At 63.8% G+C, this 25,878-nt stretch carries 17 protein-coding genes and 1 pseudogene; 2 read left to right on the top strand and 16 right to left on the bottom strand.

The genetic code is table 11. The features are described 5' to 3' along the window. Positions 1-33: 33 nt before the first annotated feature. The 12 genes from ACWF99_RS32540 to ACWF99_RS32485 form a co-directional block, all read right to left on the bottom strand. A complete protein-coding gene (locus ACWF99_RS32540; protein ID WP_452538262.1) occupies positions 34-624 on the bottom strand; it encodes a hypothetical protein in 591 nt (196 codons plus the stop codon). Next, positions 621-2,402 carry a PEP/pyruvate-binding domain-containing protein gene (locus ACWF99_RS32535; RefSeq protein WP_452538261.1) on the bottom strand — a complete coding sequence of 594 codons (1,782 nt, stop codon included), beginning with the start codon at positions 2,400-2,402 and terminating at the stop codon, positions 621-623. Before ACWF99_RS32535 ends, ACWF99_RS32540 begins: the two co-directional genes overlap by 4 nt. After that, positions 2,399-4,114 (bottom strand): AMP-binding protein, encoded by a 1,716-nt coding sequence (locus ACWF99_RS32530; protein ID WP_452538260.1) that lies wholly within the window; start codon positions 4,112-4,114, stop codon positions 2,399-2,401. Before ACWF99_RS32530 ends, ACWF99_RS32535 begins: the two co-directional genes overlap by 4 nt. Before the next feature lie 48 nt (positions 4,115-4,162). Continuing rightward, the gene (locus tag ACWF99_RS32525) at positions 4,163-4,444 is read right to left on the bottom strand and encodes an acyl carrier protein (protein ID WP_452538259.1); all 282 of its coding nucleotides are present in this window, start codon (positions 4,442-4,444) and stop codon (positions 4,163-4,165) included. Beyond that, the gene (locus ACWF99_RS32520) at positions 4,434-5,912 is read right to left on the bottom strand and encodes a PEP-utilizing enzyme (RefSeq protein WP_452538258.1); all 1,479 of its coding nucleotides are present in this window, start codon (positions 5,910-5,912) and stop codon (positions 4,434-4,436) included. The genes ACWF99_RS32525 and ACWF99_RS32520 overlap by 11 nt, the downstream gene beginning before the upstream one ends. Beyond that, complete coding sequence (locus ACWF99_RS32515) at positions 5,909-6,901, bottom strand: NAD-dependent epimerase/dehydratase family protein (protein WP_452538257.1); 993 nt, start codon at positions 6,899-6,901, stop codon at positions 5,909-5,911. The genes ACWF99_RS32520 and ACWF99_RS32515 overlap by 4 nt, the downstream gene beginning before the upstream one ends. Next, the gene (locus ACWF99_RS32510) at positions 6,898-8,055 is read right to left on the bottom strand and encodes an SDR family oxidoreductase (protein ID WP_452538256.1); all 1,158 of its coding nucleotides are present in this window, start codon (positions 8,053-8,055) and stop codon (positions 6,898-6,900) included. The genes ACWF99_RS32515 and ACWF99_RS32510 overlap by 4 nt, the downstream gene beginning before the upstream one ends. Before the next feature lie 11 nt (positions 8,056-8,066). Further along, the gene (locus tag ACWF99_RS32505; RefSeq protein WP_452538255.1) at positions 8,067-9,425 is read right to left on the bottom strand and encodes an acyl-CoA dehydrogenase family protein; all 1,359 of its coding nucleotides are present in this window, start codon (positions 9,423-9,425) and stop codon (positions 8,067-8,069) included. A 705-nt stretch (positions 9,426-10,130) separates the two neighbouring features. Continuing rightward, on the bottom strand, positions 10,131-10,589 hold the full coding sequence (locus ACWF99_RS32500) for an SRPBCC family protein (protein WP_452538254.1): 459 nt from the start codon (positions 10,587-10,589) through the stop codon (positions 10,131-10,133). 7 nt (positions 10,590-10,596) lie between these two features. Further along, a complete protein-coding gene (locus tag ACWF99_RS32495) occupies positions 10,597-11,133 on the bottom strand; it encodes a hypothetical protein (protein ID WP_452538253.1) in 537 nt (178 codons plus the stop codon). Continuing rightward, a complete protein-coding gene (locus ACWF99_RS32490; protein ID WP_452538252.1) occupies positions 11,130-12,398 on the bottom strand; it encodes a cation:proton antiporter in 1,269 nt (422 codons plus the stop codon). Before ACWF99_RS32490 ends, ACWF99_RS32495 begins: the two co-directional genes overlap by 4 nt. Then, on the bottom strand, positions 12,395-13,711 hold the full coding sequence (locus tag ACWF99_RS32485; RefSeq protein WP_452538251.1) for an NAD(P)/FAD-dependent oxidoreductase: 1,317 nt from the start codon (positions 13,709-13,711) through the stop codon (positions 12,395-12,397). Before ACWF99_RS32485 ends, ACWF99_RS32490 begins: the two co-directional genes overlap by 4 nt. Before the next feature lie 127 nt (positions 13,712-13,838). On the opposite strand from ACWF99_RS32485, the gene ACWF99_RS32480 reads away from it, so the two are divergent. After that, entirely contained in the window at positions 13,839-14,735 is an 897-nt protein-coding gene (locus ACWF99_RS32480; protein WP_452538250.1) for an MBL fold metallo-hydrolase, read from the top strand. Positions 14,736-14,829: 94 nt separating this feature from the next. Here ACWF99_RS32480 and ACWF99_RS32475 read toward each other — a convergent pair. The 4 genes and pseudogenes from ACWF99_RS32475 to ACWF99_RS32460 all read right to left on the bottom strand — a co-directional run. After that, a pseudogene (locus tag ACWF99_RS32475) lies at positions 14,830-20,961 on the bottom strand (amino acid adenylation domain-containing protein); the annotation flags it as partial. A gap of 399 nt (positions 20,962-21,360) precedes the next feature. Continuing rightward, complete coding sequence (locus ACWF99_RS32470; RefSeq protein WP_452538249.1) at positions 21,361-22,272, bottom strand: lysophospholipid acyltransferase family protein; 912 nt, start codon at positions 22,270-22,272, stop codon at positions 21,361-21,363. Positions 22,273-22,319: 47 nt separating this feature from the next. Beyond that, positions 22,320-23,138 (bottom strand): GNAT family N-acetyltransferase, encoded by an 819-nt coding sequence (locus ACWF99_RS32465; RefSeq protein WP_378633297.1) that lies wholly within the window; start codon positions 23,136-23,138, stop codon positions 22,320-22,322. Between the two features lie 96 nt (positions 23,139-23,234). Then, positions 23,235-24,530 (bottom strand): amidohydrolase, encoded by a 1,296-nt coding sequence (locus tag ACWF99_RS32460; protein ID WP_452538248.1) that lies wholly within the window; start codon positions 24,528-24,530, stop codon positions 23,235-23,237. A gap of 106 nt (positions 24,531-24,636) precedes the next feature. Between ACWF99_RS32460 and ACWF99_RS32455 the strand changes: the two genes are divergently transcribed. Beyond that, a complete protein-coding gene (locus tag ACWF99_RS32455) occupies positions 24,637-25,731 on the top strand; it encodes an Lrp/AsnC family transcriptional regulator (RefSeq protein WP_378633293.1) in 1,095 nt (364 codons plus the stop codon). Positions 25,732-25,878 lie beyond the last annotated feature (147 nt).

Below are 25,878 nucleotides of genomic sequence, written 5' to 3'. Positions count from 1 at the left end.
ATCTGCCGATAATCCTTGTCATCCGGTCCATGTTCATGAACCAATTCCTTGCAGCTCTGCCGAGACCGTACGTAGCTCGAAATGAATCGCATGCCAGAGTGTGTGGTAGCTGCGACACCGCGGCGACGCCACGTAGTCGTGGTTGCCCTCGGTGATCATCCGAACTGCGTAATCAAACATCCTTTGGTAGTGCTGCCACAGTGGCCAGATTTCTACTATTCCGCGCAAAAGACCCGCGACGCCGAGATGAAAATCCAGAACGGCCTGCGCGCTCACTGCCGATCGCGCGCGCTGGAACTCGCTGACAGCGATTTTACAAGCAGGGTCGACAATTTCGAATTCTGTCAGCAACTCAGGGATTCGGTCGCGAACTACCCCGGTCGCCCCGGCAAGGAAGTCGGTCAGTGCTGTTGTCGCAGCCGCACGGCCGGTCGGCGTCAGTACCAACACGTCCTGCCCCAGTAATGACTGCACGGCGAAGCACTCGCCACCAGCGTCGAACAGCGCCGCCGGATCGAAATCCTCGATGTCGACGAACTCCGCGACATCTGCCAACGGGATCATGCCGAGAACACTCACGAAGCGCAGCAATCGCAGGTCGGTGATGGAGTGTGGCGCGGTCACAGGTAATCCTCTCGATGGGCGGCTTCGACGAGGAGGCGAACCCGGATATACGGGACCTGTACCTCATCTGCCGGCACGACGTACTCGGTCGGGTGGGCGGGTAGAACCGCACGCCATCGCTGCATAGGCGGGCCTTCGGAACAGAGGAATGCCACCCGGCCGCCAACGGCCGTCCGCTGCTCGGCGAGATCGGTGTCGGTCGTCGCCACAACGATTTCTGGACCGGCCGAGATTCCCAGCGCAAGGTCGTTCGTTCGCAGGATCTCCGCGCCCCGTGCTTCGATCTCCCTCAACGATCCGACGATCGCTGTACGGGTATGCGCGCCGTCGAGGATGGCATGCGGGAAGTCGTCGGTCCCGGCGACCTCGGTCTCGATATCGCCGAGCCACACCTCGCCGGTGGTTCCGAACACTGTCACGCGAGCTCCGGTCGCAGATTCCAACCACTGCAGGTCGTTGAAAGTGACGCCGACCACGGCTGGGATACCCAGTTCGCGCGCCACCACCGCCGCATGCGACGACGCTCCACCTGTCAGGGTGACGAGTGCGACCGAGGAAACCATGGCCGGGAAATCACGCGGCTCCGTGGTTTCGCGAAGTAGGACGATGTCCTCACCCACGCATACCGCCGCCTCGGCCATATCCACTACGACGATGCCGCTCGCGACACCATTGGACGCGGGAATCCCGGTCCCGAGTAGCCGCCCCCCGCCCCTATACGTCCGTGCCGAGGTACTACTGAAAAGTGCGTCAGCCGACAGCCGACGAAACATCTCATCCGTTTCGATCATTCCGGACCGCCAGCTGTCGATCGCGATGGCGTTGGTGACCTGAGCATCCCCTACCGCCGGTCGAACTTGAACGAGCCACAAAACGTTCCGTTCCACAACGAACTCGATCTCGACCATGCGGGTCAGGTTCTGATGCAGCCTCTCGACCAGATGCTCCAACTCGGCGAACACCGCCACATCCGCGGCCTGGAGGGTCGACACATCGAGCGGCGTCACGGTGCCTGACACGATTCCCTCGCCTGTCGATCGCTCAACATACTCGCCGGTCATTCGCCGCTCACCGGTCAGCGGGTCATGACTGAAGACAACACCGCTGCCCGACGTCAACTGCGCCGTGCCATGGATCATGGCCTGAATGACCACGCACGGGCCCGCAGCATCCGGGATGGCGTGACGATCTCGATAAGAGCGCGCTCGCACGCTGCCCCAGGAAGCCACCACAGCCTCTACTGCCATCGCCAACTGCTCGGCTGGATCGAGCGGAAACACGATGCCCGTCGATGTCTCGAATAGTGCCCGCATGCTCGCGACCTGGCTGGGCCCGTCTTCTGACGAAGCCGAAGCCGCGTGCACCAGCAATGGGTCGACTCCTCCGACCAGGACGCAAAAGTCTCTGGTTGCCTTGATGAGCGCGTCGAAGGCCGCCTGAGTACTGCCAAGGCGCGCTTCGAGCGCCGAAAGATTCGTCTCCGTCAGGCCGACGCACAAAACCGTATCCATCATCCCGGGCATACTCCGCTGACCGCTCGAACGGACCGCGAAAGACACAGAATCAGACGGAATACCCTGTTGCCCAGCAGCTTCGGTGGCAATGGCGGTCGCGAACTCGGTAACTCGTGTACGGAGGTCCTCGACTGCAGCGACTCCGTCTCGATCGAGGACACGAAAGGCCGGAACCGGATATCCGGCGGCCCGAAGGAACTCCAGGAAATATCCCTTCGAGCCATGTGTGCGATCAGGCTCCGGCCAGAACCGATGTACTGTCACGCCTGCAGCACCTCCTGCTCGGCATGGAAGACCGACCGTTCGCCGATGAACAGGAATCTGCCCTTCGTCCTGCCGCTCGCCAACCCGCTCCAGATCTCGGCGCGTTTCGGTTTCCCGCTGGTGGTCCTCGCGATCGCCCGGGGTGCGACAACGACTACTGCCGCGTGGTCGGCTGACAGGCCGTTCTTGATCAGCGCCTCGCAGATGGCCGGGACTGCGGACTCGTGAACCTTCTGTTGGATCACCAGCAGCGTCATCGGCCTGCCGAAGCCGCTGAGATCTCGGAGCACTACGGTGACCTTCGCCTGGGTGAGACCGACCCTGGTGGCTACCAACACCTCGATATCTTCAGCAGTGACGAATCCACCGTTCACCTTCACTGAGTTGCCGACCCGGCCCAGAACATAGAGCTCACCCTTCCACTTCAGACCGAGGTCGCCGGTGGCATACGACATCGACTCGGTAGCGGGCTTTCCCAGGTAGCCGGCGAACAGGGCCGGACTCTGCACCACGATCTCGCCCACACAACGATCAGGGAGCACGGAACCTGCGGCATCCACGATCCGAGAACGCATTTCGGGTAGGTCGGCGCCACAGGAGACTACATACAGGGAGTCACCCGAAATGTCCGAATTAGGTAGCGGGTCAGTCAGTGAATACTCGCCGCGAATCCGCACCGGCTGTCCAGACCCCGACGGCTCATCATCGATGGCAATCGCATTCAAGACACTGTCCAGACGAGCGGTAGTCACCCCGAGCGTCGTCTCAGCCATCCCGTATCCCGGCTTGAGCACGTTGCACCCGAATCCGTACGGTGCCAACATCTCGTAGAACTGGCGCATAGCGTGGAAATTGATCCGGTCCGACCCGATAATCAAGGTGCGCCAATTCGAGAAGTCGTATCCTGCAAGCATTTCCGGCTTCAGAACCTGAATAACACGTTCGACCGCAAAGTTGGGGATGGCCGAGTGATTAACTCCCTTCTCGGAAAAGAGGCTCAGCCATTCGAGCGGGCGGCGCACGAACACTTCCGGCGGCATGAACCATCCATCGGTCCGGAAACATGCCGCGAACATGAACATGCCGATCAGCCCCATGTCGTGATGCATCGGCAACCAGGAACCGAAGCTGTAGCCCACGCGCCCGCCACGATGGAATATCGACTTCACGATGGTCATGTAGCGCTGCACGGCATCGGCGGTCAACACGACTCCACGAGGCGCCGACGTCGACCCGGACGTAAATTGGATAACAGCGGTTTCCGAGCCTGTGTTCGGCGCGAACGCACCCGCAAATCCGCTTTCAGGTACAGGTGTTTCGGAGGCCAGCGGGATCAGACCGAGCGAGCGGATCGATTCGTCGAGCAGGTCCAGGGTCCCTGCCGTCGCGACCACCAACCGTGGGGCGAGAGTCCGCAGCATCGGCACCACATGACTACCGCAGAATTGCCTGCCACCGATCCCGGGGGACGGAAGGGCCGTCGGGACGGCACCAATGGCAATTGCACCGAAGAAGTAGTTGAAGAAGTCGAACCCGGTCGGAAGTACCAGCGCTACCCGATCGCCTCGCGTGACACCTGCGTCAGTTAGTAGCTCTGCCGCACCGCTGACGGAGCGTGCCAGCTCGTCGAAGCTCGCGTCACCCCACTTACCTTGGGAATAAAAGTGCATTGTCCCGTCATCGTCATCGCCCATCCAGTCGATCAAACTCATCCTTCGTCCTCCGACGACAATCGGACTGCATGTGAAGGACCTACACTGTCAAGCATTCTTCCCTCGACATTCCAACTGGATCAGTTCGACAAGATCAGCAATGGTGACAACATCTTGTATCCGCGGGTTGTCGATCAGTTGTATCTCCAAGCTGTCCTCGACTCGCGACATTGCTTCCATCAGGGTCAAAGAATCGACATTGAGATCGTCACGTATCGAATCTTCCAACTTCAGATCAATACGCGGACGATGCTCGGCGATCCAGTCCTCCAGTAATCGCACGACTGCTGCCGGGTCATCGACGACGCCGGCATTGATATCACTCGACAATTTTTACCTCCGCCGTACTACCATTCACCTGCACCTTTTGCCCCACGACTATTTCCCTCGCAATCGGGTGTGAAACAACCGCTGGTATACCCATCTCGCGACAGATAATCGCGACATGGGAATACTGGCTGCCGCGTGCGGTCACCACAGCACCCAGAAAAGGCAACAGTGGCATGATGTTCGCGTCCGCGCTCTCACACACCAAAACGGACCCTGCCGCTACCGAAATGTCTTCGAGGCCAATTACTGTCCCGGTGTGCATACCGCCGGAAACGCCGCGAGCGGTACGTTTCGGCTGTATCTGCGCGTCCAGATCCGACGAAAAGTCTAGATAATCCGGAGCTTCGAAATCGATACTATTGAAACACGAGACACGACGCGCGTCGATCTCTGCGGCATCCGGCAGATCACCCCGCAGTTCCTCGATGGACACATACGGAAGCCTCAGAGGATCAAGGTCACGCATCCTCGCAATATGCGGGACAAATAGCCGGTAGGCGTGTAGCAGTCGCATCGCCAGCGACTTGCTGCGCTCTCGCAACGACATGACGTCGCCGAGGAAAAGCACGCTGCTGTCGATGATCTTGCCGCGTATACCCGTATTCATGTCGACCAACGCCTGCCGTGGGGTGATGTGGGAACCTCGTCCGGAGCGGGAGTCGCTGCGACCGACAGGTTGAATAACGAAGTCAGACCACGGCTCGACAGAGTCCATTATTTCGTAGAATCCGTAATCGAGGAATTCCGCCGGCCCATCCCCGATCGAAGTCAGCCCGATCAATCCGGTCCAGGGAAGCTCCGCCGGCTCCTTGAACCAGTTAACCAAGCTCAGGCTCTTCGGATCGAGCCGTTCGATCACCCGGTTCTGAGCGACTTCCGCAACGATGGATCCCGACGTGCCAACGATGTGTAGATACCATGCGCGCTCCAGGAGCCGACTACCTTCCGACGCCAGCTCTCCAAGACGCCAGTCCTGGCCGAGCCGGATTACCGAACGGACGAGTCTCTCGAACTGAAAAACCTGTTGTTCCAACTCGATGACGCGCGGCCGGAGTGTGACCAGTTCGTTGGCCATCTTCACCGTCGAAAGATTCCGAGCAATCGAACTCCGACGCGCACCGATCGGAGACGGGGGCGGCGGTATACCCTCGAAATACGCATCGGTTACGTCCTGCGGTCCGATGAGGTTCACGCCGTCTGCGATAAGACAGTACGCAGTCAGGTTGTGGTATGGCCGACAGTAGAAGTAGCCGGTGAAGACATAGTCTGCCCCCTTCGACCACACTGGATTGTTCAATATCCGATCCACGAATCGTCGAGTGCCGCGCTCCATCGGCGATCCGATGAGCGACCAGGATAGCGGCGAGAGCCGCTCCGGGGCAATTTCTCCGAAATTTCCGGCCGAATATATCTGCAGCTTTTGATGCGGAAAGGTATCCACCCTGCAGTACGGACGATAAGCGGTCATCGCGCCAATCCCCCCGTCTCGAAAGAAACCCCACCATCACGCAGCACTCGCCCGGTCTCAAAAATATAGTCGGGCCGACTCTCCAATGCCAGATCGCCGAGGTGGGTGAGGATATCACGCCCGAAAGTCATCAACGGCCGCGAATACTCAGAGAGTTCTTCATAAACGCCAAGTCGCCGCGCTGCGATGCGCTGCAGCCACGTCGGAACCCTAGCGTCCACCAGACGCGGAAATATCCCCCACGGACGACTGAGCTGTTCCAGAACGTAACACAGATCCGGCAATTCCGGATCGAAATAGGTTGCCGTGATACCGTACTCTCCGCGTTTCATCATCATATTTATCGCCCGGGCCGCAATCGCTACATCCGACGCATAGATCGGAAAGCGTCCCCGGTCGACCAATGCTAGCGGGAGCCCTCGCAACACATGTGCGAGCAAGGCCGTCGGCCCACCGCTCAGCGGGATGATATCTGGCCGGGACGGCCCGAGAAGTGTCCCGAGCCGAAGAATATTGACCGGCACTCTACGCTCGTTCCTCGCGATGAGTTCGCTGCGGTACTTCGCGTACTCATACCAGTTACGAAAACTTTGGTCTCGTGACAACTCACGATTCCCGAGTTCCCCTTCCGCTCGCCCGAGCGCCAACACCGACGACACATGAACGACGCGTTCGACCGTCCCCAGTCGGGCTGCGAGATCAAAGACATGTTCTGTCCCATGAACGTGAAGCCCGACGGTCGACTCGGGATTCGTCTCCATCGACACAGATCCAAAGCACGAGATGATTGCGTCTGTGCCCCGCAGAGCGTCCATCGACGATGGACCGAGGCCGAGATTCGGCATGGTCACATCTGCCTCGAGCGCCCCATAAGCTCCGTCCGCCTCGGGATGCCTGCTCAGCGAGATCACCTCGCAGCCATCGCTCCGTAGACTCTCGACAACGGATCGCCCCAGATACCCAGTGGCTCCAACGACCGCGACCTTCACAACAATCTCCCAAACGGGTAGTCAGTACCGGGAACGGTCGTCTTCCTTGCTCTACCAAGACCGAATGTGATCCGTACGATGTCGTCCAGGCTCATCTCCGGGTACCACCCGTCGGTCAATTCGGTCAGATTTGTCGTCTCGAAGATGCGATCGATCGATACGTAGCGAAGACCGAAGAGTCGGTTCCCCTTCTCCCGGTCCCAGCGCATGTATTTCAGTACGATGTTCTCCGCAAGCCGCAGCGTGCCATCGTTCACCGCAATTAGCTTGGGCACCGAATAGACCTGGTCGCAATCCATCGCCTTCAGCACAGAGAACAGCGCCTCCAGCGTGGGCGCCCGATCACCTGCGCAGAGGTGGACCAGTCGGCCGCCTCGCCAGGGCTCGAAGTTCCGTTCCGCTCCAGCCGAGATCAGTCGTAGTAGACCTTCACCGATAATATTCCTCGGCAGAATATCCACGCGCCCCCCGGAGCGCACAGGTAGATAACGCCACTCTGCCTGCCGCAATGAAGCGACCAATTGGTAGAGGGATGATTTTCGAACTGTTTCATCGGTTATAGAGCTCCCGATGACGCCGCCGATTCGTGCGACGAGAACGGGATGGCCCGTACTCCTCGCTTCACTGATTAGTGTTTGCTCAGCATACCACTTGCTTAACTCATACACCGAGCGATCAGGATCCGCCGGATGTAGCGACTCCGCGATCAGCCCGCTCGATGTGCCCGCTACATATGTCGTGCTGGCGTACACATAAGGGACGGTTCGCCCGTGTTTCTCGCTCAGAGCCTCAGCAAGGCGCAGACCGTTGACCGCGCCGAGGTAATTGACCCGATTCATCTCCGCCTGCGATGCCGTCCAATCGACGATACCGGCCAGATTGACCACGACATCCACGTCATTACTTTGCTCGGCGTCGACATCCAAGCCCCAGAAAGGAAGTGTGACGTCCCCTATGTGCTGATCTACCACAACGTTCGGGGAATCGAGGTTGGACCGGCGTCGTCGCCGGACGATTGCTGACACGACCGCACTCTGCTCGCCGAATCCCGTGACCGCCTCCAGCAGTCCCTGGCCGACCTGACCACTGAGCCCCGCGACGATGCAGTGTCGACGAGTGTTCATCACGCGACGCGACCCGTTCGGAACTGCCATTGCCGCGCCGTTCACGAGATCCGCACCAGTCGGTCGTACAGTTCCGTCTCACCTGCGAGCATTTCCGAGACAATGCTCAGCATCATCTCATCGGTTCCAGCGCCGATCCGAGCCACTCGCACGTCATTCCAGAACTGGCCGAGTGGCGTCTCCGACAGCAGATAGCCCGCACCTCCGAAAACCTGCATCGACTCACTGATCAGGCGCTCCCCGGCCCGTGCAGCCACTAGTTTGACCCCGGCTATTCTGGACATCAGCCCGCGGTTCATCGGGCTGTGGGCGACCTCTCGTGCCAAATCGGACACCGCGGATTTCAGTGTATAAATCTCTGCCAATTGCTCTGCCATACGAAACCTCAAGTACTGATGATCTCTGAGCGCTTTGCCGAATTGCCGTCGTCGTTCTGCGTGCTCTACTGCCATGCTTAGCGCAAGTTCACATCCACGGGTCACCTGCGATGCGATCGCGAGTCGCTCAAATGTCAGTCCATAGTTCAGGCTGAGTACGCCCAAACCTTTCCTGCCGAGGAAGGCATCGTCAGGTACGAGGACATGATCGAATTCGATTGCCACCGTATCCAGGCAGTGCGTTCCCAACTTGTCGTGTTCGGCGACCACGACCGTCTCGTCCAGCGGAACAACGATGAGCGCTGTCCGGCCGGTCGGTTCACCCAACGGTTCGGCGATCTGGCACAAAGTGATTGCGAAATCTGCCACGGCTCCCAACGAAACGAACTTCTTTCGTCCGCTGATCACCCACCCGTCATCGACCTGCGTCGCGAGAGTCTTGATGGCTGACAAGTCACTGCCCCCGGTAAACTCGCTGGCGGCTATACAACCGATCTTCCGGCCGGCCATCGCCTCCGCGCGTAGCTGTGTAAGGAATTCGTTGTCGCCGAACCGATGCAGGAGTGACAGAACGGTTTCAGTGTGCAACGAGTATCCGATGCACGCGCCGGCTGGAACCTGTCTCGCGAGCTCATCACTGAGCAATATCCCGAACTCCACATCGCCCGCGATACCGGCGGACCGTTGCCGCCAACGACGTTCGATGAGGCCGGCCTCAGCCAGATTCTGTATCAGATCCCGTGGAAACCTTGTAATTCCCTCGAAGTCGGGCAAGGAACTCACGGCCGAGGATACGAGTGCTGACAAATCTTCTCTCGTCAGCACCGAGTCAGGAAGATCCCATGGGTCGTACCCCTCCAGGATTCGACGAAGTTCCCCCAGCTCCGACCGCTGACGGCTACGCTGCTTTTCGACCTGGTCAGGGCTCACTCCGTCCGGAAGCGTCACGACGAACCTGACCAACTGCCCCGCCGGATCGGGAACGAAGGTAAGTTCGGCATATTCGACACGTCCGTGGATCATCGAGCAAATCCGCAAGCAAGTCGCAGTTCCCTCCTGCCTGGACTCGATCCAGGTAGAGATGGACCCCACCGCTGACTCAGCCGAGTATCTGCCGTTGCCATCAGCCGGCCCGACTGAGCGAAAAAAGTGCGTCCACGCCGGAAGATTCCTGACATCCCCGAGGTAGGACCTCAGCGCAGCTGGGCTACAACATATTCGCACCTCTCCGATGCACTCGGTCATAAGGTGACCCCGTTCTCATCGATGCAAAAGTGATGTAGGAATGATTCCAAGATTGCGTTCAGCCTCAGCGTGAATTCGTCTCTGTACACGGCCCGACGCAACGTGTAATTCGACGCACTCTCGCTTTCCGATCTGGTCAGGACATAATCGCGTCGAGCGGTCACCATACAGCCATGGTCCGCGTCATTGAATCTCCAGGACCCGCGGTGACAGTCCATCTTCGAGGGAGGCACCGGACTGAAAAATTCGATGTCACCATCCGCGGTCCGGTAACGGGCGGTCCGCACATTTTCGACACATCCGTCACGCTCTACCGACATCGTGAACTCCTGATGTTCCGGGTCTGCATAACTCACATCCACCCGACTAATATGATCCCACACGTACTGCCACGCCTTGATATCCCAGAACAGGGTAGCGACTTCCGGTCGAGCCGCCGGGATCATAATTGCGGCAACGACATGGTCTGCGACCCCCGTCCGCTCAGTCGGCGACATATTGCTCGATCGCATCGCGGAACAGCGCGAGATTTGTGCGCAAATTTTCCGCCAGCTTTACCGCGAACTGCTCCGCATCGAGGAATACGCCATCCGGCCCCTTCGCGTCATCGCAGATTTCGAACTCGCGGTCCGCCGACACGGTGGTGAAATCCCCCGTGTCGCTGAACGTCCACCGTCCGCTCATACGTTTCACGAAGGGTGGCGGCGTTATGTGAAAGATTTCGAGTTCGAACGGCCGCCTGCAGTACCGGACGCCGCGGACAGTCTCGGGGCCACTCGGTCGCGCCACTGTCATGGTGAACTCCTGGTTGTACCTGTCGTCGTACAGCACCTCCACCCGCAACGTGTCGGGTAGCACGGTCGGCCACCGTTCGAGATCCTCGAAAGCTGAATACGTGATTTCGATCGGCGCCATGATTCGAATAGATTCAGAGATACGCATGCACAACTCACCGGCCTTGTTCCGTGAACACGCGCTGCCAGCCCTGTAAAGCAACCCGAGAGTGACCGGCCAACACGGCCGTTACTTGGTCTTCAGTAGATCCGGCGGCACCGGGTGGATAGATCTCCGCTGCCACTTCCGGCGCCAAATTCCATACATGGGTGACTTCGACCCTGGTGCCATCCGAATCTCCATCGCTCAAACGCCAAACTCCTGCGTGATGGGCGAGGAAGGCAGGGGGCTGAGGCTGGAAGAACTCGATGATGTCGGGCCGGCAATTGCGAATCGACCGCACACACAACGGGGCGTGGCCCGCGTCCGACTCAACGGTCATCATAAATTCTTGGTATTGACCATCATTGTACTGGAGGTCGATCTGTGCGACGTGCGGCAATCGTTTCGGCCAGTCCCACACTTCGAACAGTGCCTGGTAAACCGCGGCCCTCGGTGCGGCAATCACCGCTACTTCCGTACACTGGTGGTCAAATACCGAAGACGTGTCTGCGGTTATTCCCAGGTTCATATCAGTGCTTTCAATTTTCATACCGACTTCCAATCATGCAGATAATTGGGTGCCACCGAACCCTCGACGAGACTTCGATGGTAACGCTCGCGCACCCAGGCGATTGCGGCGAGTTGTGGACATGTCAGCAGCGTGGTTAATAACGTGACTAGAACAAGAATGGTATAAATCGGTGGGCTGATACCTCCAGCTTTCAATGCAATGTTCAGCGCGACCAGTTCGGTCAGCCCTCGCGTATTGAGTAGCACGCCCACCGACCAGGAATCAGCCGCGCCCAGCCCAACAGCTCTGGCTGCGCCGGCCGCGGGCAAAATCTTGGCGCCGAAGGCGACAACGCACAGCGTGAGCAACAAGACCGGACCAATCTCGCCTATCGCATTCCACTGCAGGTCGAGGCCTGTGGTCAGGAAATAGACCGGAAGCAGTAGCACCGCCACCGACCGAAACGGCATCGATAGGTGCGAATAGGGGACCCCACGTTCACGAGTGGGCGTGACCACCCCACAGAGCAGCGCACCGAAGACTGCATGCAACCCGATCGACGATGTCGCCCAGGCACAACCGAACAGCATGCACGCGATAACGGCGAACTCCCACGATCGGGAATGGGGTGCTCCGGTGATTACGCGGCGTAGCGCGACCCGTCCGACTGTCGTGATCACGCCGACGAATACGAGGAGCAACAAAGGCGCCGCACCGAGGCCGCCACCAGAATTGCCCGCGAACATGACTGCAAGGGCTGCCCAAGCAATCGCGTCGGTGACGGCTGCTGCCCGAAGACTCAGAATTCCAGGAGCCGACTCGGCAAGTCCGCGTTCGTCGAGAATTCGGGATAGCACCGGCACAGCGGTGATGGACAGCAATACACCGAGCATGAGTGGAAGTTGACTCGTTCCCCCGATACCGGGCCAATCTACGATAAGCAGTCCGAGCACGATGCCGCACACCATCGGGACAGCCGTCGAAGCCAGCACGACGACGGCAGTTCGACCAATACCCGTGCCCAACCGATGTCCACGCATTTCCTGACCGACCGTGAACATATAGCAGACCAGACCGACCTGTGCGATCGCGCCGAGCAACGCACGTGTATCCGTGGCGAATATCGCGGCGATCGGGCTGTTCGGTAGGAGCCCGAGCAACACCGGGCCGAGCAGAAGTCCCGCGACGATCTCGCCGATCACCGGTGGCTGTCCGATACGACGTACCAATACGCCGCTGACCAAGGCGAGCAGGGTCACCATGGCGAGTGCCGCGAACAGGCGCGCAGCCGGATCCGCGATCATGTGGGCTGGCGCTCAGCCGAGCTGACGGTGTGCGGGACGTCGTCTCCCGACATAGCGGAGTCGCCCTGCAGGGTCATGACCGCGCGCTCGACGTTCAACCCCGAGATCAACTTGACGAAGTCGGCGCGCTCGCCGAGTTCCCGGACTGGATCGATCAATTCCTGTGCGCGCTCCCAATACTCGCCGCGCCGACGACGGTCGTCGTAGAAGTACCGAACAAAAGACGCCACCGTCTCGAAGAACTCGCGGTACCCGTGCTCGTAGGCGGCCTGCCGCATGGTCTCGGACCCAGGATCGTGCAGAATCGCATCCACAGTGCGGGCGGCATTCACGGCACTTCGCATGGCGAGCATGACTCCAGTCGAGAACAGCGGATCGACGAAAGCCGCCGCGTCACCGACTTGGAGGTGCCCCGGGCCGCAGAAGGCCGCCGACATGTAGGACCAATCCTTAGCCGTTCGATATCCCGCGATCCGGATCGCGCCGTCGAGAAGTTCGCGCACCACGTTTGCCGTCGCCAACCTGGCTTGAAAGAACTCTTCGGGAGGCAGACCCGATTGTGCAAAGGTGTCGTTCGGCCCGACGAACCCGACGCTGCGCGATCCGTCACTGAACGGGATAACCCAGAACCAGCCGTCGGTGTGCGATTCGGTCAGGATATTGCCTTGATCAATATCATCCGGCAGCGACTTGCCACCTTGGTAGTAGGTCCAGACTGCAAGATTCTTGAGGTCTTCCAGCCACTCGATACGACCGGTCTTTCTGGCCAGGAGTTTTGACTGGCCCGAAGCATCGACCACATAGCGGGCGCGGAGCTCACGCTGGTGACCTTTGCGGCCTACCGAGTATTTGACACCGACAGCACGGCCGTCCTCGAACAGTACGTCCGATACGGTCGCTTCTTCCACTACGATCGCACCCAACTCACGAGTGTGATCGAGTAGCATCGCGTCGAATTCGGCACGCTTTACCTGATAGGCATACTCATATGGGCCGCCCTCGCCGAAGGCAACGCTCCACAATTCCCGTTCGGCGCCCCATAGCAAGCTGATACCGTACTTCTTCCGGAAGCCGGCCGCCTCGATCTTGTGCCGAACTCCTAGCTCGTCGAGCGCCGGCATAACGCCGGTCACCAGGGACTCACCGATATGATATCTGGGAAATTTCTCTCTCTCCAGGACAAGAACTCGACGTCCAGCTCTAGCCAGCAGACTTGCAACCGTACTCCCTGCAGGGCCTCCACCGATGACTATCACATCAGGCTCATCGGGAAGTTGATCGTTGCGAGAAGAGTCGCTGACGTGAAGGTTCATCTTCGGTTCCTTTCGGGTCCCTGGAAGATTCGGACAGCACGCTAGAGCAACGCTGGTCTTTGACTCGAGTCCATGGATTCGAGCGATTCTTGATCGAATATCGAGCGAGGCGGAAGATGATCGCACCGTGGAGCCCGAGACACAAGAAGTCGCGCCAGATGTGTTCGCATATGTTCAGCCGGACGGCAGTTGGTGCCTGAATAATGCGGGTATAGTGCGCGGCGGTGACGAGCTGATGCTCATCGACACGGTGGCCACTACGCGGCGGGCGCTGCGACTGCGTGCAGCAGCGGCCGAACTGTCGGTGCAACCGCCCAATATCATTGTCAATACGCATTTCCATGGTGACCATTGCTTCGGAAACCATGTCTTTCCCGAAGCTACTATCGTCGGGCACGAACGAACTCGGTCGGAAGCCAGAACAGCGGGATTACATCTCACTACGCTCTGGCCGGAAGTCGACTGGGGCGAGATTGCACTGAGACCGCCATCGGTAACGTACAACCAGCAAATGCGGGTATACGTCGGCGAATTGGAGGTCGAACTCAGGTATGCCGGACCCGCGCATTCGGCTGACGACACTGTGGTGTGGTTGCCACACCAGAAGGTCCTCTTCACCGGCGATATAGCCATGGCCGGCGTCACACCTTTTGTGCAAATGGGATCTGTGGCAGGTTCGCTCGCAGCCCTCGACAGCCTACGCGCGCTGCAGCCGGACGTAGTCGTTCCTGGCCATGGACCAGTAGGCGGGCCCGAAATACTCGATGCCACTACTGACTACCTATGTTGGCTGGAAGAACAGGCCGACATAGGGATTTCAGCGGGATTGACCGTGCTGGAACTCGCTGCACAGATCAGTCTCGGCGAGTATGCGGAACTTCGCGACTCCGAGCGGCTCGTTCCGAACTTGCACCGTGCGTACGCCGAGGCCGATGGCGCTGATCCGGGTGATCCGCTTGACCTGGGACTGATGTTCGCCGAGATGGTTCGGTACCACGGCCGCCTGCCGACCTGTCGCGCATGACATACCCCCGTTCGACGACATTTCCCCCAGCCCGTGACACTCAGTGCTAGCACCGGTGAAGCACTCCCCGGGACGCCAGGGCAATAGCGGCACCTCACGCGGGCGTGAGATTCTCCGCTCCGGGCGCCGGGAAGAAGCCGATGTCGATGTAGTGGTCGAAGTAGCGGGCGATGACCGCGGCGTCGACCGCGGGGAACTCGATCGGCAGGCCGCGGAAGGGTTCGGCGGGGGCCGATTCCACGCCGGTGAGCACCGACGCCGGATTCGCCTTGGCGAGCGCGGCCGCGTAGTTGCCGCTCAGTGCCGAAGCCCGCGCCAGGATGGGGTCCGCGTCCCGGCGTTCGGCCGCGGTGGAGAGCTGGAGGCCGAATTCCATCGGGTCGATGAAGTCGAAACGGTATCCGCGACTGCGGATCTCCTCGTAGACGACCTGCAGCGGCACCTGCGCACCGGAGGCCCGGAAGATATTGCCGATGGCCGCCGCCTGGCGGGACCGGCTGACGATTCCCGCCGCGACATGGTCGACCGGGGCCATCTCGATGGCGATCGCGCGCACATCGACCGCCACCCCGAGCACCAGCATGGACCGCAACATCGTCCACCAGGCGTCCTCGGCGGGGGCGACGCCCGTGCGGGAGTCGCCGGTGATCAAGCCGGGGCGGTAGACGGCGATGGGAACGCCACGCTCGATCGCGGCGTGCACGAGCTGCTCGGCGACCCACTTGGTCATCGCGTAACCGGGCAGACCGGCGGGCACCCCGTTGTCCTGCGGGACCCCCGCCAGCACCGACAGGGTCGACACATAGTGGATCGGCTTGACCCTGGTGGTGGTGGCCAGGCGCAACACCTCGGTGGTGCCGCAGACATTGGCCGCTCGCATCCGCGCGTACGGTTCGAGGTGGTTCACCAGCGCGCCGTTGTGGTAGATCGCGTCGGCCCTGGCAGCGAGTTCGGCGAAGCGCAGTGGGTCCATGCCGAGGTTCGGCTGCGCGAGATCGCCGGGGACGCCGACGATCCGGTCGCGATAGGGCCGCAGGTCGATGTGGTATTTCGCGGCGGTGGAGACGACGCGATCCACCGCGCCCGCGTCATCGGTGGCGCGGACCAGGCAGTGGACGGTCGCCGACGTCTGTTCGAGGAGTTCGCGCAGCAGGAAGCTGCCGAGGAACCCGGTGGCGCCGGTGAGCAGCAGCGTGGCCGGTGCGCCGGTGCGCTGGGGCGCGCAGCCGGTGAGGTCGATCGACGGGTCGAGGATCGCGTCCACGGCCGGATCGGGACCGGCGGCCGAGGCCGACGACTCGTCGCGCAACGCCAGTGCCAGGTCGCTGACCAGCGGATAGCTGAACAACAGGCGCAGCGGCACCTCGATGCCCAGTTGCTCGGCGAGAGTGGCGCGCACCCGGATCGCCGCGAGCGAGGTGCCGCCGAGGACGAAGAAGTCGTCGTCACGGCCGACCCGGTCGAGATCGAGCGCTCCGGCGATCGCCGAGGCGACGATCTGCTCGTCGGCGGTGGCCGGAGCCTGGTATTCGCGAATCTCCACGGCGGGCGCGGGCAGCGCCTTGCGGTCGAGCTTGCCGGTGGCCCCGAGCGGGAACTCGTCGAGCACCAGCAGACGGTGCGGAATCATGTACGGGGGCAACAGGGTTCGAATGGTCGCCAGCACCTCGGCGGTGTCGACCGATGCGTCGAGGGGTGTCACGTAGCCGACCAGCTGTTCGTGATGCACCGCGACCGCCGCCCCCGCGACCGCCGGATGCGTGCGCAGCGCCGCCTCGATCTCGCCGGGTTCGATGCGCAGGCCGTGCAGTTTGAGCTGAACGTCGGTGCGGCCCAGGTAGGTCAGATCACCGGACGGGAGTCTGCGCACCAGATCGCCGGTGCGGTACATGCGCTCACCGACGGGACCGTACGGGTCGGCGACGAATCGCTCCATCGTCTTGTCGGGGCTGCCGAGGTAGCCGCGGGCCAGCTGCGCGCCGGCCAGGTACAGCTCGCCGGGCGTGCCGACGGGCACCGGCCGCAGCCGCGCGTCGAGCACGTAGGCGCGAGAATTCCAGTGCGGCAAGCCGATCGGAACGATGCCGTCGCCCACCTCGGTCACATCGGCGCCGGTGATCGACACGGTGGCCTCGGTGGGACCGTACAGATTGTGCAGTCGACCCGCGGTGACGGTGGTGAAGCGTTCGATGGTGGCATTCGGCAGCGCCTCACCGCCGACCCACACCGCGCGCAGCGAACGCAGGGCGCCGGTGGGCGCGGCATCCAGCAGCATCTGCAGGACCGAGGGCACGATGGTCGTGCCGGTCACACGATGGCGGGCAACGAGTTCGGCGAGGTAGGCGGGATCGGTGAGCCCCTGCGTGGCGGCCACGACCATGTGCGCACCGGCGCGCAACGGGGAAGCGAACCCGATCATCGAGGCATCGAAGGTGAACGGAATCGACTGCAGGACAGTGTCGGACTCCCCCACCCCGTATTCGCCGACCATGAACGCGGCCTGGTTGACGATCGCCGAATGCGGCACGCCGACGCCCTTCGGCTTGCCCGTCGAACCGGACGTGAAGATCACATACGCCAGGTCGAGGGTGTGCAGTGGGCGCAGCCGGTCGGCGTCGGTCAGCCAGGCGTCCGAGAGGTGCGACAGTGCCACCCGGTCCACGGTGACGACCGGCAGGCCGTCGGCCGCGATCGCGTCGCCGGTGGTGGTCAGCAGGCAGACCGGCCGTGCGGCGGCGAGGATGTCGGCGCGGCGCTCGGCGGGCGAATCGGGATCGAGCGGCACATAGGCGCCACCGGCCGCGAACACGGCGTACATGGCGACGACGAGATCGATCGACGGCCGAATCGCCACGCCCACCGTGCTTCCGGGGCCGACACCGTCGGCGACGAGCAGCCGGGCCAGCCGGTTGACCCGGCCGGCCAGCTCGCCGTAGGTCACCGTGACCTCGCCGAAAGTGACCGCGGGTGCGTCCGGACGGTGCTGGGCGCGGGCCTGGAACTCGTCGAGCAACGTCGCGTCGGGGACGAGCCGGAGCTCGCCCGAGGGCTCGGTCAGCTCGGCTTCGGTCAGGACCGGCAGGTCGCCGACGGGCCGGTGCGGGGCGGCGACCGCCGCGGCCAGCAGCCCGGACAGGCGGGCACCGAGCCTGGCCATGGTCGAGGCGTCGAACAGGTCGGTGGCGTAGCGCCAGGAGCAGCGCAGACCGGCGGGTCCGTCACTGTCCTCGAGCGGAACAACGGTGAGCTGGAGATCCACCGGTGCCGCTTCCTCGCCCAGATCCACCGCCGACACCGTCAGCTCGGGCAGTTCGAGGCGCGTGGCGCCGAAGTTCTGGAACGACAGCGCCACCTGGTACAGCGGGTGGTGCGCCTGGGTGCGCGGCGGATCCAGTTCGGCGACAAGGCGTTCGAACGGCACATCGGCGTGGGCGAAGGCGGCCAGATCGATATCGCGAACCCGATCGAGCAGGGACGCGAAGGATTCGGCGGCGTCGACGCGGGTGCGCAACACGATGGTGTTGACGAACATGCCGACGAGATCGTCGAGCTCGGGCTCGCCACGGCCCGCGACCGGCGCGCCGACGGTGACGTCCTCAGTACCGGCGACCCGCGCCAGCAGCACCGACAGCGCCGCCCGCACCACCATGAACAGCGAGGCATTGTGTTCGCGCGCCAGGGTTTCCAGCGCGGCATGCACCTCGGCGGACACCGCGAAATCCTGGGCGGCGCCGCGAGTGCCCGCCACCGGCGGACGCGGCCGGTCGGTGGGCAGCTCGAGCAGGGCCGGGGCACCGGCGAGCGCGGTGCGCCAGAACCCGAGCTGTTCGGCCAGCAGCGAGCCGGCATCGTCTGCCGCGCCGAGCATTTCCTGCTGCCAGAGCGTGTAGTCCGCGTACTGCACGGGCAACGGCGCCCAGCCGGGCGCCGCACCGGCGGCGCGGGCGGCGTAGGCGGTCATCAGGTCGCGCGTCAGCGGGCCGAGCGAGAAGCCGTCGGTGGCGATGTGGTGCACGACCACCGCCAGCACATGGTCGGTCGCGGAGAGCCGGAAGACGGCCGCGCGCACGGGAACTCGACGGCACACATCGAATCCGCCGAACGTCAGCCTGGCCAGTGCGCCCGGCAGATCGGCTTCCGCGATCGGGTCGACCACCACGTCGAGGCCGGCCTGCGCCAGGGGCAGCACCTGCTGGAAGCCCGCGCCCTCGTGCTCGGGATACACCGTGCGCAGCACCTCGTGGCGTTCGAGCACGTCGTCGAGTGCGGCGGTGAGCGCGACGGTATCGAGCGGGCCGGTCAGCCGCAGCGCGACCGGGATGTTGTAGGCGCTGGAGTCGGGATCCAGCCGCGCCATGAACCACATGCGCTGCTGGGCCAGCGACAGCGGGACGTGCGCACCACGTTCGCGGCGGGTCAGCGGCACCCGCGCCGACGCGGCACCGACCAGCGCGTCGAGCGCACCGGCCAGCTCGGCCACCGTGCCGTGCTCGAACACGGTGCGGGCCGGTACCCGCACACCCACCGCGGCACCGACCCGGCCGGCCAGCTGGGTGGCGAGCAGCGAATTGCCACCGAGGGCGAAGAAGTCGTCGCCGCGCCCGATCGGGTCGGCGCCGAGCAGTTCGGCGAAGACCGCGGCCACGGTGCGTTCGGTGTCACCGCGCGGCTCCTCGAACTCGCGGGCGGTGAGTTCCGGCGCGGGCAGTGCCCGGTGATCGAGCTTGCCGACCGGCGTCAACGGCACCTCGTCGAGCACCACGATCGCGGCGGGCACCGCGTGCTGGGGCAGGTGCCGCTCGGCCAGCCGGGTGAGTGCCGCCGTGTCGATCGTGGCACCCGGGGCCGCGACGAGGTAGGAGACGAGCGCGCTCTCCCCGCTGGGCAGCGTCCGGATCAGCGTGGCGGCGAAGCGCACCGCGTCGTCGGCGGCGAACAGCGCGTCGATCTCGCCGAGTTCGATGCGGAAACCACGTAGCTTCACCTGCGCGTCGGTGCGCCCGAGGAATTTCAGGCCGACCCCGCCGGGCACGGGAACCCACTGCACCAGGTCACCGGTGCGATAGAGCCTGCCGCGACCGAGCGGGTCGGCGACGAATCTGCTCGCGGTGAGCCCGGCGCGATCGTGGTAGCCGCGGGCCAGACCCTCGCCGGTGAGATACAGCTCGCCGGGCACCCGATCCGGAACCGGGCGCAGGCGGGCGTCGAGGACCAGTGCCGTCATCCCGGGGATCGTGTCGCCCATGGTGATCACGTCGTCGGCGGTCAGCCGATCGCTCATCGCGCAGACGATGGTGGTCTCGGTCGGGCCGTACACATTGAAGAACGCGCGGCCGGGCGCCCACCGCGCGATCAACTCGGGCGGATAGGCCTCACCGCCGACGGCGAGCGCGGCCAGTTCCGGCAGCGCCGTCGGGTCGAGCCCGGCCAGGGCGGCGGGCGTAATGAAGGCGTGGGTCACCCGTTCGGCGCGCAGCAGTTCGGTCAGTTCGTCGCCACCGTAGACATCGGGCGGCGCGATGACCATCGTCGCGCTCGCGCCGATCGCCAGCAGCATCTCCAGCATGCTGGCGTCGAAGCTGGGCGAGGCGAAGTGCAGCGTGCGCGAGGCGGCGGTGATGCCGAAGCGGCGGACCTGTTCGGCGCACAGACCGGCCAGGCCGGTGTGGGTGACCGCGACCCCCTTGGGGACGCCGGTCGAGCCGGAGGTGTAGATGATGTAGGCGAGGTCGTCCGGGGAAAGCCTGCGGACGCGTTCGCCCGCGCTCACGGGTTCGTCCGACATCGCGGCGCATTCGGCGCCGAACTCGTCGGAATCGAGGGCGAGCCACTGGATCCCGGCGTCGAGCCGGGCCGCGTCCGCCGTCTTGGCCAGCCCGAACGCGGCACCGGAGTCGGCGAGCATATGGGCCACCCGTTCGGCCGGGTAGCGGGGATCGACGGGCACGAAGGTGGCGCCGGACTTGGCGGCCGCCCAGACCGCGACCACGGACTCGATCGAGCGGGTCAGCGCGAGGACGAACCGGTCACCGGGGCCGAGGCCGCGGGCGATCAGCACCCTGGCCAGACGCGACGACCACTGGTCCAGTTCGGTGTAGGTGAGGGTCTGCCCGGCGAATCGCAACGCGGGCGCCTCGGGGGCGCGCTCGACGGCGGCCAGCAGGAGGCGCGGCAACGTGGACGTCACGGGCGCGCGGCGGATTCGCCGTGCGGCGCGACGGCGTACGCCAGAAGCTTGCTCAGTCACCGGAAAGGCTTCCCTTCACCATGGATCACCCTTGCGATCGCACATCTCGAACATCGCCTGGACTCTCGGCTACACGGGGTATCGGAAAAATCCTGCGTGACGGTACCGCAAATATCTCATCAATTTCGGCGCAGTGGCAATTTGATCGTTTCAACGTACACACCAATGGGTATAGCCGACTGGCCAGTTTGTTACACAGCTCATACGCAGGTCATACGCAGGACGAAACATCTCCGAGCGGACAGGAGCGTTTCACATTTCCACTATTCGTCGCTCGATCACCGACCTGCACATCCGTGACGATTCCTCCGGCGCAGACGACAAAACCGGAGACCGCGAACGCGGTCTCCGGTCGTCGATGATTCCGGCCGGGAATGGTTACCAGGCAGTAGCCCTCGCCGGGCGGCGAACCTCCCCCTGCTCCCCCATCGAGGGGTCCTGCACGCGGGTATTGCCCGCTTCGATCCACTGAGTGTCGGCCACCCCGTGGCGGGAACGGTCGGTGCCACGCACCGCCGCCTCGCAGCGCCGGGCCAGATCCCGGCGATCCGGTCCGGGGTGTTCGAGCGGCTCCAGCACGATCTCGGCGATCATGCCCTTGCTGCGCAGCACCCGCTTCGCGGAATCGGCGAAGGTATCGGTGCCGACGAAACCCGGTACGGTGCACGGCATTCCGTCGCTGTCCAGGTACCGCAGCCGCACCGGCTGGACCGGGGTGGCGGTGTCGACGGCGGCCTGGAACATGGCGGGCCGCATCGAGCCGTAGGCCCGGCCGCACCAGGTGGTGCCCTCGGGGAAGACGACGATCCGGTTACCCGCGGACAGCCGGTCGGCCACCTGCCCGACCACACCGGGCAGTTCCCGCAGTCGCGCCCGCTCGATCGGGATCACGCGGGTGAGCTTGGCGAGTTTGCCCAGCAGCGGCCACTCGACCATGTCGGCACGAGCCACGAAGCTGACCGGCTGCACCGCGGCCAGCGCCACCACATCCGCCCAGCCGATGTGCCCGGCCACGATCATCACCGCGGTGCCGGTGTCGGCGAAGCCCTCCGTCGAGGACTGCTCGGGAATCCGATTGTCGATGATGCGTAATCGCATCCCGAGGCAACTCAGTGCCGCCCTGGCGTAGCGGCGCTGCAACTGCTCGCGCCGCGACTTCGGAGTGGCCACGGTCAGTACCGGGAAGCTGAGTACCAGCCCGGCCATTCCGGCCAGCCGGGCGAACATCCTGGCGGTGCCGACCTCGTCGATCGGCTCGATGCAGCCGGACCCACAGGGGCTCGACGGCATCCACGAATGAGAGTGCGTTGCGAGCGGCGCGTCGAACACCATGGGGTTTACTTCCCGTCGAAATTGGCGGCCGCGCTCTGCAGCCGCTCCAGGTACCGAGTGTTGATGGTTTCCATGCCGAGCAGCGCGACGAAGTCGGCGACGGCGAAATCGGGATCATGGGCCGGTTCGCCGCAGATCTCGGCGCCGAGGCGCAGGTAGCCGCGCAGCAGCGGCGGCATCTTGGGGCGGCTCGGCGGGGTCATCTGATCGAGGGAGAGTCCGTCGACGACGACCGGGTTGTACGGGTGCACCCGACGCTCGGGGTCGCACGCGTGGCGGCCGAGCAGCTGATCGCGCACGCCGCGCACATTCACTCCGGCCGGATCGGTCGGCGAATCCCGCATCGGCACCGACACACAGCCCATCACCCAGTCGTAGCCAGTGAGCTGGATGTAGTGCAGGATGCCCGCCCACATGAGGGTGAGCACCGAACCGTTGCGGTGATCGGGCACCACGCAGGCCCGGCCCATCTCGACGATCCGGTTGCCCGTGGGATCGAGCTGGGTCAGATCGAACTCGGTGGCGGTGTAGTAGCCGCCCGCCGCGTCGACCTTGTCCGGCGGCAGCATGCGGTAGCAGCCGACGAACTGTTCGGAGAACTCGTCCCGAACCAGCAGGTGGTCGCAGTGCTCGTCGAACTTGTCGGCGTCGAGGCCGGTGGCGTTCTCGGGCATCTGGAAACCGGGTTCGGAGGCGAACACCTGATAGCGCAGTCGCTGTGCGGCTTCCCGGTGCTCGGCATCAGACGCGACGACCAAGGAGTACCGAGATTTCCCCACCCCGGAGTCCGGCGCCGGGGCGGTCAACACGGACGAAATTGTCATACTGCTGATGAAGCCAGTCCGAGCTGGCATCGGGGCGACACCTCAGTGTCGTGTCGATGCCAGCTCGGTGAACGAGACGGGAGTCACACCGAGCGTTCATTTCACGGCTGCGCAACGTTCGCCGACACCCAGTTCCGCCCGTACCGCAGCGCTCATCGCGGTGATCGCGGCGGGCAGTGTCACCGCGGGATCTGGAGCGAATCGCGACGAGTGATTGGTGGGCAGATAGGGCGGCAGCGTGCCTTCTGCCAGCATGTACGCGGCTTCGGTGGGGCCGAATCGGTCGGCGCCGAAGCCACCGACGTTCCAGAACACCGACGGGCAGCCCGCCGCGGTCCCCAGCAGGCCGAAATCCTCACTGCCGCTGAGGGGATTGCGTAGCGGCAGCACGGCCAGCCCGGACGCGCCGAGTTCGGCCATCACCCGCTCGGTGTCGCCGGGGGTGTTCACCGTCATCGGGAACGGGTGGAAGAACTCGACCTCCGGGTCGACGAGCGCACCCGCGGCGGCGGCCTCGGCCGCGACCACCCGCCTGATCGCCTCCATCATCTGCTCGCGCGATCGATCGGAGAACGTGCGCAGGGTGAGTAGTAGTTCCGCGGTCTCGGCGATGATGTTCGGCCTCGTGCCGACGTGCAAGGACCCCGCGGTGAGCACCGGCCCCGATGCCACCGCCGCCTGTCGTGCCACCAGAGCCTCCAAGCGCAGGACCAGCGACGCCGCCATGGTCAACGGGTTCACGGCCAGGTGCGGAGTCGAACCGTGTCCGCCGACCCCGGCCAACCGCACCCGGACCGAATCCGAGGCCGCCATCACGATGTCGGCGCGGGTCACGACAAGACCGGCGGGCGTCGGTCCCACGTGTTGACCGAGGCAGATATCCGGCCGTGGAAAGCGTTCCAGCAGACCGTCGTTCAGCATTCCGGCCGCGCCGGCGCCGGTTTCCTCCGCGGGCTGGAAGATCGCGACAACGGTGCCGGTCAGCGTGTCGTCGGCGGACAGCTCCGCGCAGGCACCGAGCAGGGCGGTGACGTGCACATCGTGTCCGCAGGCATGCATGACACCCGAGACGGTCGAGGAGTAGTCGACGCCGGTGTCCTCCTGCACCGGCAGGGCGTCCATATCGGCGCGCATCCAGACGACGGGTCCGGGCCCGCCTCGCAACACCGCGACCACGCCGGTGCCGCCGACTCGTTCGGTCACCTCCCAGCCGGGAAGCGTGCGCAACTGTTCGGCCACCAAGCTCGCGGTCGCGAATTCCACGCCCGACAGTTCCGGATACGCGTGGAACCGGCGGTACAGCTGCTGCCAGCGGTCCTCGGTGGGCGCTGCGACGACCGAGCGGCCGAGACCGGCGAGCAGGGATTGTGGCGGCGCGCTGATTTCGTTCATCACTGCGAAGTCCTTCGGGTCCGGGAAGCGGCGGGCCACATCACCGTGCCGACCGAGTCACCGGGCCGATAGAATTCGCCGGATCTCGCCACCGAAAGGCAAAACTATGCAGAATTTCGCCACTCTGGACGAACTGGACTACCAATTGGTGGCCGCGTTGCAGGTGGCGCCGCGGGCACAGTGGCAGCAGATCGGCCGTGCGCTGGGCATCGACGGCTCCACCGCTGCCCGCCGCTGGACGCGTCTGCAGAACGCGGGGCTGGCCTGGCTCACCTGCTATCCGGTCAGCATCGACGGCGTATCGCCGCTTCTGGCCATCATCGAAATCGACTGCGCGCCGAGACGTCTGCACGAGGTCGCGGCCGAACTCGCGCTAGACGTGAACCTGGTGACCGTCGAACTCACCACGGGCGCGCGCGACCTGATGATCACCGCGGTGTTCTTCGACCACGCGTCCTTGGCCCGCTACATCACCTTCCGGCTCGGCACGCTCGACGGCGTGGTCACCACCCGCTCCCAGGTGGTGACCACCTCGTTCACCGAGGGCAGCCGCTGGCGACTCGACCGCGCACGGATGGCTCACACCTCGCTGGTCGCCCCTGCGCGCCGACGCTCCCCCGGCTACGGCTCGATCCACGCCGACGACATCCCGCTGGTCACCGAGCTCAGTCGCGACTGCCGCCAATCGGTCACCGCGCTGGCCGAACGCACCGAGATGAGCCCCACCACCGTGCGCAGGCGGCTGGCCCGGCTCGAGCAGGACAATGCCATCGCCTATCGCTGCGAGGTGGCCCGCTCCATCTCGGGTTGGCCGCTCAGCGTCACCTTCTGGGCCGCGGCGCCACTGTCGCGCGTGCCGGAGATCGGCAACGCGATCGCGGCGATGCGCGAGACCCGCATGTGCTACTCGCTGACCGGTCCACGCAATCTGATCTTCAACGTCTGGCTGCGCACGATGGCCGACATGCCCGCGTTCGAGGCGCGGCTCACCGAAGCCATGCCGGAACTGACCATCGCCGATCGCTCGATGGCGTTGTGGCCGTTGAAGATCGGGGCCACCTTGCTCGACCCGCACGGGCGCCACCTGCGCCACATCCCGATCGGGCGCTGGGAGGACGGCGCGGCCTCCAGTGCCGAGGACGCCCTCGTCGACCTCCTGCGCGGTCGCCCCGATTCGGTCACCGCGGCTATCGCACAATAAAATTCGGCACCCAGCCGCCTCGGCCACCGGACAGGGCGGACCAGAGCCCCCTCGACCTGGCGAATATCCGCAGCACATGAGCTGAGGTTGCCCTTTTTCCGCATACCACGGCCTTCCTGCGGCTGATAGCTGCGAACAGTCAGGTCC

It is taken from the genome of Nocardia sp. NPDC055002, assembly GCF_053608825.1.
This window is presented reverse-complemented; position numbering and strand designations above follow the sequence as displayed.